The 16,362-nt window shown below is 61.9% G+C and carries 16 protein-coding genes; 5 read left to right on the top strand and 11 right to left on the bottom strand.

The annotated features are described in order from the left end of the window. Nucleotides 1-44: 44 nt before the first annotated feature. The 4 genes from N2600_RS18470 to N2600_RS18455 form a co-directional block, all read right to left on the bottom strand. The gene (locus N2600_RS18470) at nt 45-1,532 is read right to left on the bottom strand and encodes an esterase-like activity of phytase family protein (RefSeq protein WP_260297070.1); all 1,488 of its coding nucleotides are present in this window, start codon (nt 1,530-1,532) and stop codon (nt 45-47) included. Nucleotides 1,533-1,778: 246 nt separating this feature from the next. Then, entirely contained in the window at nt 1,779-2,762 is a 984-nt protein-coding gene (locus N2600_RS18465; RefSeq protein ID WP_260297069.1) for an NAD-dependent epimerase/dehydratase family protein, read from the bottom strand. Between the two features lie 97 nt (nt 2,763-2,859). Continuing rightward, on the bottom strand, nt 2,860-3,396 hold the full coding sequence (locus tag N2600_RS18460; RefSeq protein WP_260297068.1) for a helix-turn-helix transcriptional regulator: 537 nt from the start codon (nt 3,394-3,396) through the stop codon (nt 2,860-2,862). A 73-nt stretch (nt 3,397-3,469) separates the two neighbouring features. Continuing rightward, complete coding sequence (locus tag N2600_RS18455) at nt 3,470-3,802, bottom strand: ArsR/SmtB family transcription factor (protein WP_170262166.1); 333 nt, start codon at nt 3,800-3,802, stop codon at nt 3,470-3,472. A 55-nt stretch (nt 3,803-3,857) separates the two neighbouring features. Here N2600_RS18455 and N2600_RS18450 point away from each other — a divergent pair, with 55 nt between their 5' ends. From N2600_RS18450 to N2600_RS18440, 3 genes are all read left to right on the top strand, one after another. Beyond that, the gene (locus N2600_RS18450; RefSeq protein ID WP_260297063.1) at nt 3,858-4,340 is read left to right on the top strand and encodes an SRPBCC domain-containing protein; all 483 of its coding nucleotides are present in this window, start codon (nt 3,858-3,860) and stop codon (nt 4,338-4,340) included. A 135-nt stretch (nt 4,341-4,475) separates the two neighbouring features. Beyond that, a complete protein-coding gene (gene gnd / locus N2600_RS18445) occupies nt 4,476-5,507 on the top strand; it encodes a phosphogluconate dehydrogenase (NAD(+)-dependent, decarboxylating) (RefSeq protein WP_260297056.1) in 1,032 nt (343 codons plus the stop codon). Between the two features lie 279 nt (nt 5,508-5,786). Next, nucleotides 5,787-7,895: a mechanosensitive ion channel family protein gene (locus tag N2600_RS18440; protein WP_260297054.1), complete on the top strand. Its 2,109-nt coding sequence runs from the start codon at nt 5,787-5,789 to the stop codon at nt 7,893-7,895. A 6-nt stretch (nt 7,896-7,901) separates the two neighbouring features. Here the strand turns inward: N2600_RS18440 and N2600_RS18435 are convergent, their stop codons facing one another. Continuing rightward, nucleotides 7,902-8,279, bottom strand: coding sequence for a DoxX family protein (locus tag N2600_RS18435; RefSeq protein ID WP_260297052.1), 378 nt, complete (start codon nt 8,277-8,279; stop codon nt 7,902-7,904). A 237-nt stretch (nt 8,280-8,516) separates the two neighbouring features. Between N2600_RS18435 and mprF the strand changes: the two genes are divergently transcribed. Then, on the top strand, nt 8,517-11,120 hold the full coding sequence (mprF, locus tag N2600_RS18430; RefSeq protein ID WP_260297051.1) for a bifunctional lysylphosphatidylglycerol flippase/synthetase MprF: 2,604 nt from the start codon (nt 8,517-8,519) through the stop codon (nt 11,118-11,120). Further along, the gene (locus N2600_RS18425; protein WP_222384606.1) at nt 11,117-12,499 is read left to right on the top strand and encodes a virulence factor family protein; all 1,383 of its coding nucleotides are present in this window, start codon (nt 11,117-11,119) and stop codon (nt 12,497-12,499) included. The genes mprF and N2600_RS18425 overlap by 4 nt, the downstream gene beginning before the upstream one ends. Nucleotides 12,500-12,587: 88 nt before the next feature. On the opposite strand, the gene N2600_RS18420 is transcribed toward N2600_RS18425, so the two are convergent. The 6 genes from N2600_RS18420 to N2600_RS18395 all read right to left on the bottom strand — a co-directional run bounded on the left by N2600_RS18420 (nt 12,588) and on the right by N2600_RS18395 (nt 16,358). Next, nucleotides 12,588-13,151: a DinB family protein gene (locus N2600_RS18420; RefSeq protein WP_260297049.1), complete on the bottom strand. Its 564-nt coding sequence runs from the start codon at nt 13,149-13,151 to the stop codon at nt 12,588-12,590. A 91-nt stretch (nt 13,152-13,242) separates the two neighbouring features. Continuing rightward, nucleotides 13,243-13,755, bottom strand: a complete 513-nt coding sequence (locus N2600_RS18415) for an NUDIX hydrolase (protein ID WP_260297048.1) — start codon at nt 13,753-13,755, stop codon at nt 13,243-13,245. Between the two features lie 7 nt (nt 13,756-13,762). Next, the gene (locus N2600_RS18410; RefSeq protein ID WP_017968122.1) at nt 13,763-14,665 is read right to left on the bottom strand and encodes a metallophosphoesterase; all 903 of its coding nucleotides are present in this window, start codon (nt 14,663-14,665) and stop codon (nt 13,763-13,765) included. Continuing rightward, a complete protein-coding gene (gene ruvB, locus N2600_RS18405) occupies nt 14,666-15,706 on the bottom strand; it encodes a Holliday junction branch migration DNA helicase RuvB (protein WP_017968121.1) in 1,041 nt (346 codons plus the stop codon). It lies immediately after the preceding gene. Further along, entirely contained in the window at nt 15,703-16,101 is a 399-nt protein-coding gene (locus N2600_RS18400; protein ID WP_260297047.1) for a PIN domain-containing protein, read from the bottom strand. The genes ruvB and N2600_RS18400 overlap by 4 nt, the downstream gene beginning before the upstream one ends. Beyond that, the gene (locus N2600_RS18395) at nt 16,098-16,358 is read right to left on the bottom strand and encodes an AbrB/MazE/SpoVT family DNA-binding domain-containing protein (protein ID WP_017968119.1); all 261 of its coding nucleotides are present in this window, start codon (nt 16,356-16,358) and stop codon (nt 16,098-16,100) included. The genes N2600_RS18400 and N2600_RS18395 overlap by 4 nt, the downstream gene beginning before the upstream one ends. Nucleotides 16,359-16,362 lie beyond the last annotated feature (4 nt).

The raw sequence follows: 16,362 nt of genomic DNA, 5'->3' as shown, positions 1-16,362 counted from the left end.
TTAACGAATTATGCAGCTTGCGCGTCCACCTTTTTGCGCGTCCGTTACTTCTTCAGGCCTGGAAAGGTGACCTGGAAGACCTGGAACATGGTGTCGACGTCGGCACCGCCATCCGCCTTGTAGGCGGCACCCACCTGGAAACCATCCTGCGTCAAGAAGTCGTTGTCATTGGCGACCAACAGGAAGTAGTCGTCCGGCAGGTTCGGGTCGAGAACGCTCGCCAGACCCATGGCTTCCCATTTTTCCGATAGATTGTTCTTGTCGTTCGGTGCGCCGTTGTGCAGGCCGAAGCGGGCAAGCTCGGCCTTGTCGTTGAGGTCGATGAAGGGCGTCGGCGTTGCCGGCGTCAGCGAGGGATCGACGACGCCTTTCGGCGCGATCGGCTTGCCGGCGTCGAAATCGCTGCCGGCGATGTCGGTCGCGGCGGAAACGTCGACGATACCGACCTTGCGGTAGAGCGAGGTGTCGCCTTTCAAACCCTGGCCGTTGCCGCTGTCGCGGGCGAGCATCAGGAAGGTCTTGTCGGACAGGGCGACGATTTCGCTCTCGGCGGCGATCGTCGTCTTGTCCTTGGCGTCCTTGAAGACCGGCAGCGACACGACATATTCGTGCACCAGTTTCAGGTGATCGGGATCGGTGGCGTCATAGATCATGGCGCGGGTATTCTGGCGGGTCGAGCTGGAATCGCCGCCGTCCTGGCGGGCGGCCGATTGCAGCACTGATATGATGAACTTACCATCAGGCGTCATCGACATACCTTCGAGACCCTGGTTGTTCTGGCGGCCAGTCTCCGGATCCTTCGGGTCCGGAGCGGATGCGCCGGGGCCGGGATTGTTGGAGGCAAAGCTCAGCGCGCCCTTGCGCATCGGCAAAAGTGCCTTCGGCGGCTGCGTGGCCGACAGCAGGTGGCCGTCGGCCGAAAAGTGGTAGATGTAAGGACCATATTCGTCGCTGACGAACATGGTGCCGTCAGCCATGCGGATGATGGCTTCATTGTCGAGTGCGATCTTGCCGTTTACCGCTTGCGGCAGCGGCGGAAAATCACCGGCAGCGGGGCGGACGCCGGATTCCGGGTCGAGACCAGTCATGTCGCCACCCTTGTCGTCGACGAAGAGCATGGAATCGACGAGCTTTGCGTCGACGCCAGACTGTTCCTTGCCGGCCCCGGGTGTCGCACCCGGAGCGGTCGGCTTCAAGCCGATCGAGATGGTGTTCAGGCGCGGCCGGTAATCGGCGGTGCCGACGGCGTTGTAACCGCGATCGGGCAGCAGGTAGAGCGTGCCCTTGTAGCCGGCGCCGTCGCGGCTCCAGGCGGCGGGATCGACCGCCATGCCCGAGCCGGAACCAAAGGTCTCGCCGAATTTGTCACGCTGGTTGGCCGCAATGCGGCCAATGCCGACGAGGCCCTTGTTGACGAAGATGAGGCCACCGACGGTGGCGGAATTCTCGGCCATTGCGACGACTGGCAAGGCGGCGGATGCGGCTAGAACCGCGGCGAAGAGCCGCAATGCGTATGGTCTGACATTCTTCATGGAAATACCCTCTCGGTCAAAAGCGCTCTCGAAACGGCTTCCCGCCCGCAGGCTGGACACCGCTTCAAATGACACCCCCGCCTTGGATTCGATTTCCCGATGGCACAACACGCCCTGGAATTCTTCGCCCCATATCCCCGGCAGACGGTCTATGACGGGATCATGATATCTGGATGACGCTTTTCAGCGAAAAGGCCATGCCGAGAGGATGTCGGGCTTTCGCATGGCCGCATTCCAGCTCGCGCTCTATCCGACCGGATAAGGCCCTTCGGCAAAGACCTCGTCGTGGTAGCCTTTAGAGCCGACGTCGAGTCCCAAGGGGCTTCGCCACTCCCTGTTGTCGCGCAGGCAGTCGAGCACGAAACGGAAGTCATATCGCGGCTGCCAGCCGAGTTCCCGTCTTGTGCGTTCGTTGACATAGACGCGGTCGAGCGCCGGAAACATCTTCCAGCCGCGTGATGCGTAGAGGGCGCCTGCATCCGGGAACAGTCGTTCGACGACGTGAGGCGCGTCGCGTCTGATCTCGGCGAGATCACTTGCCGAAAACGGCGTCGTGGCCGAGACGATGTAGCGGCCAAAGCCGATTGCCGGCGCCTTTTCGAGCGCCAGCAGATGGGCGCCGACCACGTCGCTGATATCGACGCGGCGGTGAAGAAGCTCGTTGGCCTGGGCATTCTCTGCCGAATAGCCGTTGCGAATGTCAGGATCGTCGTCGTTTTCGGGAAAGAAACGCGACGTCCTGAGAATGACCACCGGCAGGCCGGACTTGCGGGCGAAGAGTTCGCACAAGCCTTCGGCGGCGAGTTTCGTTATGCCGTAGATGTTTTTCGCGACGGGAAGCACGTCCTCGGTCACCCATGCCGCCGGTTCGCCGGCAGCCGGCGTCAATGCCGCACCGAAGGTGCTGGTGGTGCTGGTGAAGACGAAGCTTGCGACCTCCGCAGCGACCGCTTCCTCAAGCAGGTTGAGTGTGCCGGCGATATTGGTCTCGAGGAAATCGTAATTGCCGTGGGTCGCCACATGCGGCTTGTGCAGCGTCGCGGCATGGATGACGTGGCTGATGCCTGACATCGCCTGCCTGATGAAGGCGCGATCATTGATCGAGCCGACCATGTCGGTGAAAGCCGAGGGCTTGATATCGATGCCGCGCACCCAGCGGCTTTCCGCCCTCAAGGTCCGCATCAGCGCCTCGCCGAGATGGCCGGCACTTCCCGTCACCAGTATCGTCATCACATCGTCTCCTGACCCTTCGGCGGCGGACGCTATAAAGACTGAGGTTTCCAGACAACGCATAAATTATGCATGGGGATGCAGGAAAGCTTGAGGCTCAGCCGATGGTCGTGACAAGGCGGCCGGTGCTGCCGTCGGAAAGCATGATCCGTTCCCAGGTCACGCGGCCGGCGGCGATCGGCAGCAGCGCATTGCCGTTGGCGCCGGTATCGAGGGTCAGCGACGAGAGCCTGCCCGCATGCCAGCCGCGCTCCTCCAGCGACTGCTCGGCGGCGGCGATCTCGGCGGAGGCGTAGGAGAACAGAGAACGGCCGAGAAAGGCGCCGAGTGGCGCCCGCCACTCCGCTTGCCGCGGGCGAGAGGCGGCGAGCAGCCGGTGGGTGCGGTCGCAGATCAGATGCACCGGCCGGACGGAATCCTCGACCAGCCGCTTCAGCGCCGTATCGACTGCTTCATGTGGCGGCGCGGCGAAAATCCGCTCTAGCTTGATGGCTTGTTCGACCGGCAGGGCGAGCTGATCGCGCTCCCAGCGCGAGACGGTCGCCTGGTTGACGCCAAGGAGTTCGGCGAGATGGCCTTGCTTCATGCTGCGCAGCAGCCGCATGCGGCGTATGCCGGCTCCTGATAGCGTCATCCGTCTGATCCCCGTTTTTGGTAGCATAAGGCTTCGCCAGACCGGGCGGCAAGGCCGGTTTACAGCCGCGTCATTATTCGGGCTGACCTTCCAAGTCGCCTTTCAGCCGGTCGAGGATGGAGAGCGCATGGCCGGCATAGACGCTGATCCAGCGGTCATAGATGTGCTTGATCGGCAGGCTGTTCAGGTGGTTCCAGCGCTCGCGACCTTCCTTCCTGGCGACGACCAAATCGGCCTCCTCCAGCACCTTCAGATGCTGCATCACCGTGCAGCGGTCCATCTCCGGAAACATCTCGCAAAGATTTCCAGTGGTTCGGGGGCCATCCTTGAGCAGATCGAGGATGTCGCGGCGGCGATGATGCGCCAGCGCCTTGAAAACCGGGTCGTCGGCTGATTCGCTTGACATGTTATGTTTTTATAACATAATGATGCCAGGCACAATGGAGAAGAGGAGAAGTATCATGTCTCTCGGAATCCGCGTTTCCGGCCGCATCGGCCGTCCCGTTGCAGAGGTGTTCGATGCCGTCGTCAATCCGAAGAAGCTCAGCAGCTATTTCACCACGATCGGTGGGGCGAGCGCGCCGCTCGTGAAGGGCACGACGGTGACCTGGTGGAAGGATACGCCAGTCGAGGTCGTCGAACTCGTGCCGGAAAGCCGCATCGTGCTGCGCTGGGATGGCGGCACTGGCGAGGACGAGGCAAGATACAAGACGATGGTAGAGATGAACTTCAAGCCGCTGGAGGATGGCGGCACGCTGGTGACGATCGCCGAGACCGGCTGGCGCGAAGACGATGCCGGCCGGCGTGGCACCTATCTCAATTGTGAAGGCTGGACGCAGATGCTCTGCTGCATGAAGGCTTTCGTTGAATACGGCATCAATCTGCGCGAGGGCATGTTCCTCAGCGAAATGAAGGGTGAGCCGGCCAGCGCGCCGGACATTTGACGATACGTCGATCTCAGCGAGGTCGGCGGTGCAATCGTCGCATTCGCCGATATCACCGAGACTTTGCTTGCCTGTCACACTGCGGGTGCTAATTTCCGGATTCGATACTTCATTTCGGTTTCCAGGAGATTCATTATGCAGCTTGGCATGGTCGGTTTGGGCCGCATGGGCAATTATATGGTCCAGCGCTTGATGCGGGGCGGTCACGAATGCGTCGTTTACGACGCCAGGCCGGAAAGCGTTGCCGAGCTCGCCGGCCTCGGCGCGACCGGCAGTGCTTCGCTCCAGGAGTTCGTCTCGAAGCTCACCCATCCGCGCGCGATCTGGCTGATGCTGCCGGCGGCGATCGTCGACAAGGTGCTGGCGAGCCTGATGCCGCTGCTCGAGAATGGCGATATCGTCATTGACGGCGGCAACTCCTACTACCACGACGACATCCGCCGCGGCGCCGAACTCATCACCAAGGGCATCCACTATGTCGATGTCGGCACCAGCGGCGGCGTCTTCGGCCTCGAGCGCGGCTATTGCCTGATGATCGGCGGCGAGAAGGGTATCGTCGAACACCTTTCTCCGATCTTCGCAACGCTGGCGCCCGGTGTCGGCAAGACGGAAGCCTCGCCGAACCGGAGCGCCGAAGCGGCTGCTGCCAGCACCGCGGAGCAGGGTTACCTGCATTGCGGTCCGCATGGCGCCGGTCATTTCGTCAAGATGGTGCATAACGGTATCGAATACGGCCTGATGGCCGCCTATGCCGAAGGTATCAATATTCTGAAACATGCCAATATCGGCGCCGCCTCGCACGAGGCCGATGCGGAGACCGCGCCGCTCGCTCATCCGGAACATTTCCAATATGATTTCAACCTGCAGGATGTCGCCGAAGTCTGGCGCCGCGGCAGCGTCATCACCTCCTGGCTGCTCGATCTCACGGCCGATGCGCTGCATGCCGATCCCGCACTTTCGAAATATGCCGGCCGCGTCTCGGACAGCGGCGAAGGCCGCTGGACGATCATGGCGGCGATCGACGAAAGCGTGCCGACGCCGGTGCTGAGCGCTGCGCTCTACGGCCGCTTCTCCTCGCGCGATAACGACGAATTCGCCAACAAGGTACTGTCGGCGATGCGCGCGGGCTTTGGTGGCCACGTGGAAAAACCGGTCGCGAAATCCTAAAACAATAAAAAGCGCTACTGCGCCATGAGTCTAAAAAGACGCGTGGCGCAGTAGCGCACCCGCCGTCATAGCTGAGGCCGCCGTCCCCAAATTCAGGCCCTGAATTCAGGGCCTGAATTTGGGCTCTGAATTTGAGATCGACGGTCCCGCTGCTCCACCGCCTGCCTTCCCGATGATCTTCGCCTCCACCCTCCTTGCTGGCAGCATCGGTCGAGGCTATCGATGCTATCGAAAGACGTTGGCCTGCATCGGCGGTCGGCGGCCCATCGGAGGACGGCAATGAAGCGTGGCATGGCAGGGATCTCCAGGATCGCCATATTCTGCATAGTGGCGCTGTCGGCGCTTTTTTCGGCAGACTTGCCGGGTGCTGCGCAGACCTCACCTGCGGCTCCTGTTACGGCAGGTCCGCCGGCCGAGGTGCGTCAGATGATGGAACTGATGCAGACGCCTCAGGTCAAACAATGGATGTCGACGCAGATGACGGCGGCGCCCGCGAGCGATTCGGCGGCCGGCGACCAGATGTCGGTCTTGTCGGGTCTGCTTCAGCATGCCCGCCGGCACGTCTCGATGGTCTCCGATGCGGCGATGATGCTGCCCTCACAGGCCGGCAATGCTTCCTCGCTGTTCTTCGGTGAAATCGCCGCCGCCGGTTGGCCGCGCATGGCGGCGCAGTTTCTGGCGATCTTCCTGCTCGGCACCATCGTCGAGCGCATCGCCCGCTATGCCTTTCGCCGCCGCCGCCAGGCGGCGCAGATGGCGGGCATGCATCTTGCCCCGCGCGTCATCCCGGGGCTGATCTTTGCCGTGGCGACGGCGCTTGCTCTTCTCAGCGTCAGCTGGCCGCCGGTCAGCCAGAGCATCGCGATCGTTTGCGTTGTCGCGCTCGTGGTCCAGCGCTTCACGATTTGCCTCGGAGGCGTCCTGGTTGATCTCATCGGGTTGGCGCGGATGGAGGAGGAACGGCAGGGTGTCACCGCTGCGATCATGCCGGCGCGCGCGGTTGCATTCTTCTGGTATCGACGCTGTGCGACTTTCGTCATCTATTTCATTTTCGGCTGGGCGGTGATCCAGTCGATGGAGCCGCTCGGCTATTCCTCGAGCGTGCGGCTCCTCGTCGGCTATATCCTGGGCATCGGCCTGCTGCTGATCGCGATCGCGGCGGTCTGGTCGCGGCCGCACAAGGACGAGAGGCGCGGCCACGGGACCTCCTGGGCGCTTACCGTCTATTTCCTGGTGCTCTGGAGCCTCTGGGTCGCAGGCTTCAACTGGCTGCTTTGGCTCGGCGTCTATGTGCTGTTGCTGCCGCGCGTGCTCGCCGTCTCGACGATTGCGGTAAAATCGCTGCAGCAGACCGAAGCGAGCTTCCTTGCTACGCGCCGCATTGCAGCCGTGCTGCTTGACCGGGGTGTGCGGGCGCTGATCATTGCCGTCGCCGCCGTCTGGCTTGGGCATATGCTCGGCGTCGGTGCCGATACGATGGCCGCCGGCGAAACGATGATCGACAAGATCGCGCGCGGCGTGATCGGCGGCATCGTCATCCTGCTTGCCGCCGATCTGCTCTGGCATGTCATCAAGGCCTATATCGAGGGCAAGCTGCTCGATTCATCCGTGGATGGCGGAGCAACGGATGAAGAGAAGGCCAAACGCGCGCGGATACAGACGCTGTTGCCGATCTTCCGCAATATTCTCGCCGTCGTGATCGCCGTCATTGCTGCTCTGATGGTGCTCTCCGGCCTCGGTATCGAGATCGGGCCGCTGATCGCCGGCGCCGGTGTCGTCGGCGTCGCGGTCGGCTTCGGCGCTCAGACGATCGTCAAGGACGTCATCAGCGGCATGTTCTATCTCTGGGACGATGCCTTCCGCATTGGCGAATATATCGAAAGCGGCAGCCATAAGGGCGTAGTCGAGGCCTTCAGCCTGCGCTCGGTGAAGCTCAGACATCATCGCGGGCCGCTGACGACGGTGCCGTTCGGTGAACTCGGCGCAGTGAAAAACCTCAATCGCGACTGGACGATCGACAAGATCAGCCTCAACGTCAAATACGACACAGATCTCGTCAAGGCGAAGAAGGTGATCAAGCAGATCGGCCAGACGCTGCTCGAAAATCCGGAATTCGGTCCTCATATCATCGAGACCCTGAAGATGAAGGGTGTCGAGCAGTTCGGCGAATTCGCCATCGAAATCCGGCTGTCGATGATGACGAAGCCAGGCGAGCAATTCGTCATCCGCCGCAATGCGCTGGCGATGATCCGCAATGCCTTCCAGGAAAACGGTATCGAATTTGCCGTGCCGACGGTGCAGGTGGCGGGCGACCGCGACGCGGAGGTGGATGCTGCCGTCGCGCGCTACGCCGCGCATGCGCGAGCGGGCGGCGAGCCGGCGGCATGAACCGCCTCACATGGCGCCGGCGGCTGCGATCAGCAGGCCGCCAATGATCGCCATGTTGGTTTTCCAGGTATTGATCGCGCTGTCGCGCGCCGTTCCCTGCATGTCCCAGAAATTCAGCAGCATGATGGTGGCCGCCAGCGTGAAGACGATGAGACCGAATGCCGCTGCCGTGACGAAAAGGCCGAGCATCAGCAGGATGCTGGCGACGATCTGGAACAGGCTGCCCATGATCAGCACTCCTTTCGCAAAAGGAATGCCGCGGGCTTCGATCGCGTCGGTCAGCGGCACGATAACGAAAAAATGATGAATGCCGCCAGCGACATAGAGGCCGCCCAGCAGCAGACGTCCGAGGGCAAGCATCACAAAGGCCGAACCATCCTGCATATCGAACCGTTCTCCCGCCTCTCACATCTCCGTCGAGGGCAAGGCTCTGCCGAAGCTTACGAAAATGCAATGTGCGGAGACCCCCGCCTGCGCAAATTCGCCCCAATTGAGGATGATTGAGGCGCAGGCGGCGGGGCTGGGGTAGCGGCGGCATGGCTTCATAGAGCTTATATGCCTCTCATGTTACATCATCTGAAATGATTCCCGCCAAGCTGGCAGTTGCAGCAGGGTACGAGAATGTCGGGGCACGGCAATTTGGAAGAGATGGAAGAAGCGGACGGTTTTTCTTTTGGCGGGCTTTTCAGGCGTTACAGAACGCCTTTGCTGGCAGCCGCGTCACTGGTGGCTTTCTGCCTCGTCGGTTACGCGATCGTGCAGCTCACCAACGAGGTGCGCTATGACGACGTCGTCGGTGCGCTGGCGGCGACCAGGCCGAGCGCGATCCTGCTTGCTCTGTTCTTTACGGCGCTCAGTTTCATCTCGCTGATCTTCTACGATCTCAACGCCATCGAGTACATCGGCAAGAAGCTGCCCTTTCCGCATGTGGCGCTGACAGCGTTCAGCGCCTATGCCGTCGGCAACACCGCCGGTTTCGGCGCGCTTTCGGGCGGCGCGATCCGCTACCGTGCCTATACGCGCCTCGGGCTCTCGCCGGAGGATATCGGCCGCATCATCGCCTTCGTCACCCTGTCCTTCGGATTGGGGCTTGCGGGCGTCGCGGCAATCGCCCTCATCGTCATCGCCGACGAGATCGGCCCGCTCGTTAGCGTCAGCCCATTCGTTCTGCGGATAATCGCCGGTTCGATCGTCGCCATTCTGGCCGCGGTGATGATCATCGGCCGCGAGGGGCGTGTGCTCGATCTCGGGCCTGTGGCAATCCGCCTGCCGGATTCGCGCACCTGGTCGCGCCAGTTCCTCGTCACCGCCTTCGATATCGCCGCCTCGGCGTCCGTACTCTACGTGCTGCTGCCGCAGACGGCGATCGGCTGGCCGGTCTTCCTCGCCGTCTATGCGATCGCCGTTGGTCTCGGCGTGCTCAGCCATGTGCCGGCCGGGCTCGGCGTGTTCGAGACCGTGATCATCGCCTCGCTCGGCAGTGCTGTGAACATCGATGCCGTGCTCGGATCGCTGGTGCTCTACCGGCTGATCTATCATGTGCTGCCGCTGCTGATCGCGGTGCTCGCGGTCTCGGCGGCGGAGCTGCGTCGTTTCGTCGACCATCCGGCCGCCTCCAGCATGCGGCGCATCGGCGGACGGCTGATGCCGCAGCTGCTGTCGGCTCTCGCGCTGCTGCTCGGCGTCATGCTGGTATTTTCGAGCGTCACGCCGACGCCTGACCAAAATCTCGAATTCCTCTCCAACTATCTGCCGCTGCCGATGGTCGAAGGCGCGCATTTCCTCTCCAGCCTGCTGGGGCTGGCACTCGTCGTCGCCGCGCGCGGCCTCGGCCAGCGGCTCGACGGCGCCTGGTGGGTGGCCGTGTTCTCGGCGCTTGCCGCGTTGACTTTGTCGCTGCTGAAGGCGATCGCGCTCGTCGAAGCCGCTTTTCTCGCCTTCCTCATCTTCGGGCTTTTCGTCAGCCGCCGGCTCTTTAGCCGACAGGCCTCGCTGCTCAACCAAGCGCTGACGGCGTCCTGGCTGATGGCGATCGCCGTCATCGTCGTCGGCGCCGTCGTCATCCTGCTTTTCGTCTATCGCGACGTCGAATACAGCAACCAGCTCTGGTGGCAGTTCGAGTTCACCGCCGAAGCGCCGCGGGGCTTGCGCGCCGTGCTCGGCATTACCATCATCTCGTCGGCGATCGCCGTCTTCAGCCTGCTTCGACCGGCGACCTTCCGGCCGGAACCGGCGACGGACGAGGCGCTGGCGCGCGCCGTCGAGATCGTCATGAAGCAGGGCAATGCCGACGCCAATCTGGTGCGGATGGGCGACAAGAGCATCATGTTCTCGGAAAAGGGCGACGCCTTCATCATGTATGGTCGGCAGGGCCGCTCCTGGATCGCGCTGTTCGATCCGGTCGGCAACCATCGCGCCGTGCAGGAACTCGTCTGGCGATTCGTCGAAGCGGCGCGTGCCGCCGGCTGCCGTGCCGTGTTCTACCAGATCTCGCCGGCGCTGCTATCCCATTGCGCCGATGCCGGCCTTCGCGCCTTCAAGCTCGGCGAACTAGCGGTGGCCGATCTCCGGACTTTCGAGATGAAGGGCGGCAAATGGGCGAACCTTCGCCAGACCGCAAGCCGCGCCCAGCGCGACGGGCTGGAATTCGCCGTGGTCCAACCAGAGGACGTGCCTGATATCATCGACGATCTCGCCGCCGTCTCCACGGCTTGGCTGGAAGACCACAATGCCAAGGAAAAGAGCTTCTCGCTGGGCTCCTTCGATCCCGATTACGTCTCCTCGCAGCCCGTCGGCATTCTGAAGAAGGACGGCAAGATCGTCGCCTTCGCCAACATCCTTATCACCGAATCCAAAGAGGAGGGCACGATCGATCTCATGCGCTTCTCGCCGGCCGCGCCGAAGGGATCGATGGATTTTCTTTTCGTGCAGATCATGGAATATCTGCGCGGCGAGGGTTTTGCCCATTTCAATCTCGGCATGGCGCCTCTTTCCGGCATGTCGAAACGCGAGGCTGCGCCCGTCTGGGACCGCATCGGCAGCACCGTCTTCGAACACGGCGAGCGCTTCTATAACTTCAAAGGCCTTCGGGCATTCAAATCCAAGTTTCATCCGCACTGGCAACCGCGCTATCTTGCGGTCTCCGGAGGGGGCAATCCGATGATCGCGTTGATGGACGCGACATTGCTGATTGGGGGCGGATTGAAAGGGGTAGTGAGAAAATGATCAGGACAATCCTTCTTGCCACGGCATGCGCCTGCATGCTCGCGGCCGCACCGGCTGATGCCGCCGAGGAGACCACGCAGACCTTCGAAACCGGGCTTATCCCGTCGCCGCACATCTTCCTGCCGGAAGGGGAGGTGAAGGGCACGGTGACGCTGATCTCGGATGCCGCCGGCTGGGGCGACTATGAGAAGGCCGAAGCCGACAGGTTGGTCGCCGAAGGCGCCGTCGTCATCGGCATCGATTTTCCATCCTATATCCAGGCGCTTAGCCGGTACGACGTCAGCCTCAACGATGGCTGCGTCTACATGGTCTCGGACATCGAATCGCTGAGCCAGCAGGTGCAGCGCGCGACCGGCAACAACGCCTATCACCTGCCGATCGTCGCCGGCATCGGCGAGGGCGGGGCCTTAGCGCTGGCGATCGCCGCGCAAACGCCGGATGCGACGATCGGCCAGACACTTGCCGTTAATCCGGTCGCCGGCATTCCGCTTGCCAAGGAGCTTTGCACGCCGGCGTCCAAGCAGGTGGTTGGCGAACGCACAGTCTATGGCCTCAGCGACGGGATCTTGCCGGACCCGATCATTACTGTCTTCACGCCTGATGCCAACAAGGATGGCCGGGCGCACGCCGAGGCGCTGAAGAAGGCCCATGCCGCGATCGAGATCCGCGATTCCGCCGACGATGCGCAGACGGCGTTTGCCGATACGCTCGACGATCTCGTCACCGCCTCCGGCGCCTTCGGCAACCCGCTCGGCCTGCCGCTGGCGGTGCTCGAGGCAACGCCGGCCTTCGATACGATGGCTGTGATCTATTCCGGCGACGGCGGCTGGCGCGACATCGACAAGGAGGTCGGTGGCACGCTGCAGAAGGAAGGCATTCCGGTCGTCGGCGTCGATTCGCTCCACTATTTCTGGTCGGAGCGCAAGCCGGAGGAGACCGCCGCCGATCTTTCGAAGATCATCGATTTCTACCGCAAGCAATGGAAGGTGAAGCATGTGCTGCTCGTCGGTTATTCCTTCGGTGCCGATGTCGTACCCGCCACCTACCAGCTCCTCAAGCCAGCCGAAAAGTCGACGGTGGCGCAATTGTCGCTGCTGTCGCTTTCGCACCAAGTTGACTACGTCATCTCTGTTCTCGGCTGGCTCGGCCAGAAGACGGAAGGGGCGGGAGGCGATCCCGTCGGCGATCTGAAGAACATCGATCCGAAGCTCGTGCAATGCATCTACGGCAAGGACGACGATGACGATGTCGCCTGTCCGGCGCTGAAGGACAGCGGCGCCGAGGTGATCGAGCTGCCCGGCGACCATCATTTCGACGAGAATTACGACCTTCTCACCAAGACGATCATCGACGGGCTGAAGAGACGGCTGCAGGATTAGAGCATGATCCGAACACCGTACAGCGGTTTCGGACCACGACAGGCATCAGATAAAGACTTAAAGCGTGCCACGCGTCCTGCAGGACGCGCTAACGCATCAGTGTTTCTTCGCTCCAGCCGAGCGCTGCGAGTTCGCTGCCGCGGAACCTGGCATCGTTGGCAACGATGAATTCATCGAGTTGCGGCGGAGCGACGCTCGTGCCGGAGAGCATCGCATGTACCTGTCCGCGATGATGGGTCTGATGCTGGAAGAGGTGGCCGAGCACGTCGTCCATCCGCTCCTCTTGAATGCGGTCGCCGCGATGGAGGCTAATGGTCGAGGTGAGCCTCTCCGGCGTCAGGGCCTCGCAAAGTGCCACCAGGCGCTGATCGACCTTCGCCTGGGCTTCTGCCAGCGAGGAGAGGTCATCGAATGGTTCGTCGACCTCAAAGGCTTTGAGCCCGAGCGTGCCGCCTTCCAGGCCGTCGACATAGAACCAGTCGACCGTGATGATATGGTTCAAGGTTTCCTTGATCGAGGGAAAGAAGCTTGTGCGTGGCGCTTCGAATTCGCCAGACTTCAATGTCGCGCAGGTCCGAAGCAGCCGGCGGTTGGCAAGGGCGTTGTTATAGGCAAGTTTGCGGAATGGCCTGACAGGATCGAAGGTCGGCATCGGCGCATCTCCTCCTTAAGCGCTTTTGGCTACAGCTCCGGGCGCCTTTTGAGGCGCGCAAAGGGCGCTGTAACGCCTTGAATTGCTTGCGTCAGTCTTTGCCGTCGAGATCGCCGTCCCGCCAGACGAGATGACGTGGCGAAACGGGAAGGGTTTCGATTTCATCGGCGATGAAATAGGGCGGGATGTCGAGTGCGATCAGGGCATGGCGCGTTGCCGGCACCCATTTGAATTCGAGATGGTTGTCGTCGTCCTCGACTCGATGGATGATCTCGCCCCGTCGGAAGGGGAATTCCGGCGGGATGTCCATCAGGTAATAGAAGCCGAGTTCGTGCCAATCGCGCTGTTCGTAGTGGAAGAAATTCTCGACGATCCACAGCAGGCGATGGACGGTCACCTCAACGCCCAGCTCCTCCACCATCTCGCGCTTCAGTGTCTCTTCCGAGGTTTCGCCGATCTCCGCCCGACCGCCCGGAAAAGTCCAGAAGGGCTCGTGTACGGCGCGATGAACGAGCACATGGCCGTCGCGAAAGCCGAGGCCGGCGATGCGATAGTTGAAACGCCGACCGCCTGCATTCAGGCGGATGTGAATGCGCTTGGTCATGCCATTCTTATCCAAGATCGATCACGACAATTTCCGGCGGCACGCCGAACCGGACGGGTGCAATGGAGCAGCCAAGGCCGCCGGAAACGATGATATTACGCTCCTCTTCAACGATATGGCCATAGGCGTAGCGATTGCCGTAGCGCGAGGGCACGATCGGCGAACGGCCGAGGAATCGGATCTGTCCGCCATGGGTGTGGCCCGATAGCGTCAGCGAGACGCGCTCGGGCACGCGCGGAAAGATATCGGGCTCATGAGCGAGCAGGATGACGGGCGCATCGTCGGTAATCTGCGCCATCGTTCCCTCGAGATCGTCGAGGCCGAGCATCTGCGTGCGGCCCCACTTCCGGCCCGGCAGCAGCGCCAGCTGATCTTCGAGGCCTGCGAGCCAAAAGCCGCGGCCATCCTTTTCGAGCCGGACGGCGCGGTTGCCATAGACCGGGATGCCGACGTCGGCGAGGGCCCGGTGCCCGAATGTTTCCGTCCCGCCGTTCTTCTGGGCTGTCCTGTCCTCCCACCAATCGTGGTTGCCCATAATCGCGTGGACTCCGAGAGGGGCCTGCAAGGTGGCGAGCGCCTTCGACCATTGGCTCGAATGCACGTACTGCGTCACCATGTTCATGCCGGCGGCATAATCGCCGAGCAGGACGGTGACGTCGCCTTCGAGTTCGTTCGCCCTGTGGCAGATCGCGGCAATGCGGCTTGCCGACATCCAGGGCTCGCAGGCATGGAGATCGGCGAGCGCAACGACGCGCAGCTTGAGCCCGGGCGTCCATCCCGGCGGCGTCAGCTGATAGCGGGTGATGGCGAGCCGCGCGAGCGGTTCATAGGCGAAGGCATAACCACCGAGCGACATGACGCCTGCGATACCGCCGCCCAGAACCTTGAAAAATCCGCGGCGGGTGATCACTCAGTTGTCCTCCTGGAACAGCCGGAACTGCGCAGCCTCCATATCCTTGGGCGGTTGCATTCCCAGATGTTTCCACGCGATTGCGGTCAGAACACGGCCGCGTGGCGTGCGCTGAATAAAACCCTGCTGGATCATATAGGGCTCGATGATGTCCTCGATCGCGTCGCGCGGCTCGGAAAGGCCGGCGGCGATGGTTTCGATGCCGACCGGGCCACCGCCGAAATTGACGGCGATCATGTTGAGGTAACGTTTGTCGAGCTGGTCGAAGCCGACATTGTCGACCAGCAGGCGGGTCAGCGCTTCGTCGGCGATCTCGCGGGTGACGGCTTCCGCCCTTGCCACCTCGGCAAAGTCGCGCACGCGCCGCAGAAGCCGGCCGGCGATGCGCGGAGTGCCGCGGGCGCGTCTTGCAATCTCGCGGGCGCCCTCCTCGGTGATCGGCAGGTTCATCAGCCGCGCGCCACGGCGCACGATCAGTTCCAGCTCCTCGACGGTGTAGAAGCTCAGGCGCACCGGAATGCCGAAACGGTCGCGCAACGGCGTCGTCAACAGGCCGAGGCGGGTGGTGGCCGCCACCAGCGTGAATTTCGACAGGTCGATCTTCACCGAGCGAGCGGCAGGGCCTTCCCCGATGATCAGGTCGAGCTGGAAATCTTCCATGGCCGGATAGAGGATTTCCTCGACGGCGGGGTTGAGGCGATGGATCTCGTCGATGAAGAGCACATCACGCTCCTCGAGATTGGTGAGCAGGGCAGCGAGATCGCCGGCCTTGGCGATAACAGGGCCGGAGGTCGAGCGAAAGTTGACGCCGAGTTCTTTGGCCATGATCTGCGCCAGCGTGGTCTTGCCGAGGCCGGGCGGGCCGACGAAGAGCACATGGTCCAGCGCTTCGCCGCGGTTTTTCGCCGCCTCGATGAAGACCTTGAGATTGGCGCGCGCCTCCGCCTGGCCGGTGAACTCGTCCAGCGATTGCGGGCGCAACGTGATATCAAGGTCTTCGCCCCGCTTTTCCGGCGAAATCAGGCGGGCGGATTCGCTCATGTCAAAAGTTCCATTCCAGGTATGGTTTTTGCGGCTTGGGCATCGAATGTCCTGGTTGTCACGCAACCCGCATCACGATTGCGAAGGGCGATGAAGACATCTGCGAATTCTGCATTCGTCCGCACCATGATTGCGAGCGTTTCCTCGACTACTCTTTCATCTTCAAGGATCAGGTCGGCCGAGTCCAACAAGTCCGAAATCGCCTCCATGAGCTGTTCTCTCTTCAGCTTGATCCGTTGTCTCAAGAACCACGCGCATTCCATCAGCGTGATGCAACTGATATAGCCAGGTGCGGTATCGGACAGGCTCGCGAAGAGGGTTGTGACCTTCTCCGTCTGGACGACATCGTCCTTCAGGAGGAAGCGCAGCATAATATTGGTGTCGAGGCCAATCATCTTGCACTGGTCACGTGATCGGCGATGGCTTCCCCAATCGCCTCGTCCATTTGCGTCAAAGTAATCGTCGGTCGGTTCGGATCGTGAAACTTGCCTGCCAGGTCGATGGCGCGTTTGTTCTTGGCTTTCATGATGATTTCGCCATCGCGGTTGATGTAGCGGATCCTGTCGCCGGACTTCAGATTCAGCAATTCACGAACTTCAGCCGGAATTGTAGTCTGGCCCTTCGATGTCATCGTACCGTAGTAGATATTCATGCGG

Origin of the sequence: Rhizobium sp. WSM1274 (assembly GCF_025200775.1) — a bacterium.
Classification (GTDB): domain Bacteria; phylum Pseudomonadota; class Alphaproteobacteria; order Rhizobiales; family Rhizobiaceae; genus Rhizobium; species Rhizobium leguminosarum_I.
Note: the sequence above shows the minus strand (reverse complement) of the source record. Positions and strands in the feature narration are given on the sequence as shown.

Bases quoted from the DNA above. Each gene is read 5' to 3' on its own strand.
- mprF (WP_260297051.1), top strand. From the start codon at position 8,517: ATGTCGGGGCACGGCAATTTGGAAGAGATGGAAGAAGCGGACGGTTTT.
- N2600_RS18415 (WP_260297048.1), bottom strand. From the start codon at position 13,755: ATGACCAAGCGCATTCACATCCGCCTGAATGCAGGCGGTCGGCGTTTC.
- N2600_RS18455 (WP_170262166.1), bottom strand. From the start codon at position 3,802: ATGTCAAGCGAATCAGCCGACGACCCGGTTTTCAAGGCGCTGGCGCAT.
- N2600_RS18395 (WP_017968119.1), bottom strand. From the start codon at position 16,358: ATGAATATCTACTACGGTACGATGACATCGAAGGGCCAGACTACAATT.
- N2600_RS18440 (WP_260297054.1), top strand. From the start codon at position 5,787: ATGAAGCGTGGCATGGCAGGGATCTCCAGGATCGCCATATTCTGCATA.
- N2600_RS18420 (WP_260297049.1), bottom strand. From the start codon at position 13,151: ATGCCGACCTTCGATCCTGTCAGGCCATTCCGCAAACTTGCCTATAAC.
- N2600_RS18465 (WP_260297069.1), bottom strand. From the start codon at position 2,762: ATGACGATACTGGTGACGGGAAGTGCCGGCCATCTCGGCGAGGCGCTG.
- ruvB (WP_017968121.1), bottom strand. From the start codon at position 15,706: ATGAGCGAATCCGCCCGCCTGATTTCGCCGGAAAAGCGGGGCGAAGAC.
- N2600_RS18425 (WP_222384606.1), top strand. From the start codon at position 11,117: ATGATCAGGACAATCCTTCTTGCCACGGCATGCGCCTGCATGCTCGCG.
- N2600_RS18450 (WP_260297063.1), top strand. From the start codon at position 3,858: ATGTCTCTCGGAATCCGCGTTTCCGGCCGCATCGGCCGTCCCGTTGCA.
- N2600_RS18470 (WP_260297070.1), bottom strand. From the start codon at position 1,532: ATGAAGAATGTCAGACCATACGCATTGCGGCTCTTCGCCGCGGTTCTA.
- N2600_RS18400 (WP_260297047.1), bottom strand. From the start codon at position 16,101: ATGATTGGCCTCGACACCAATATTATGCTGCGCTTCCTCCTGAAGGAC.
- N2600_RS18460 (WP_260297068.1), bottom strand. From the start codon at position 3,396: ATGACGCTATCAGGAGCCGGCATACGCCGCATGCGGCTGCTGCGCAGC.
- N2600_RS18435 (WP_260297052.1), bottom strand. From the start codon at position 8,279: ATGCAGGATGGTTCGGCCTTTGTGATGCTTGCCCTCGGACGTCTGCTG.
- gnd (WP_260297056.1), top strand. From the start codon at position 4,476: ATGCAGCTTGGCATGGTCGGTTTGGGCCGCATGGGCAATTATATGGTC.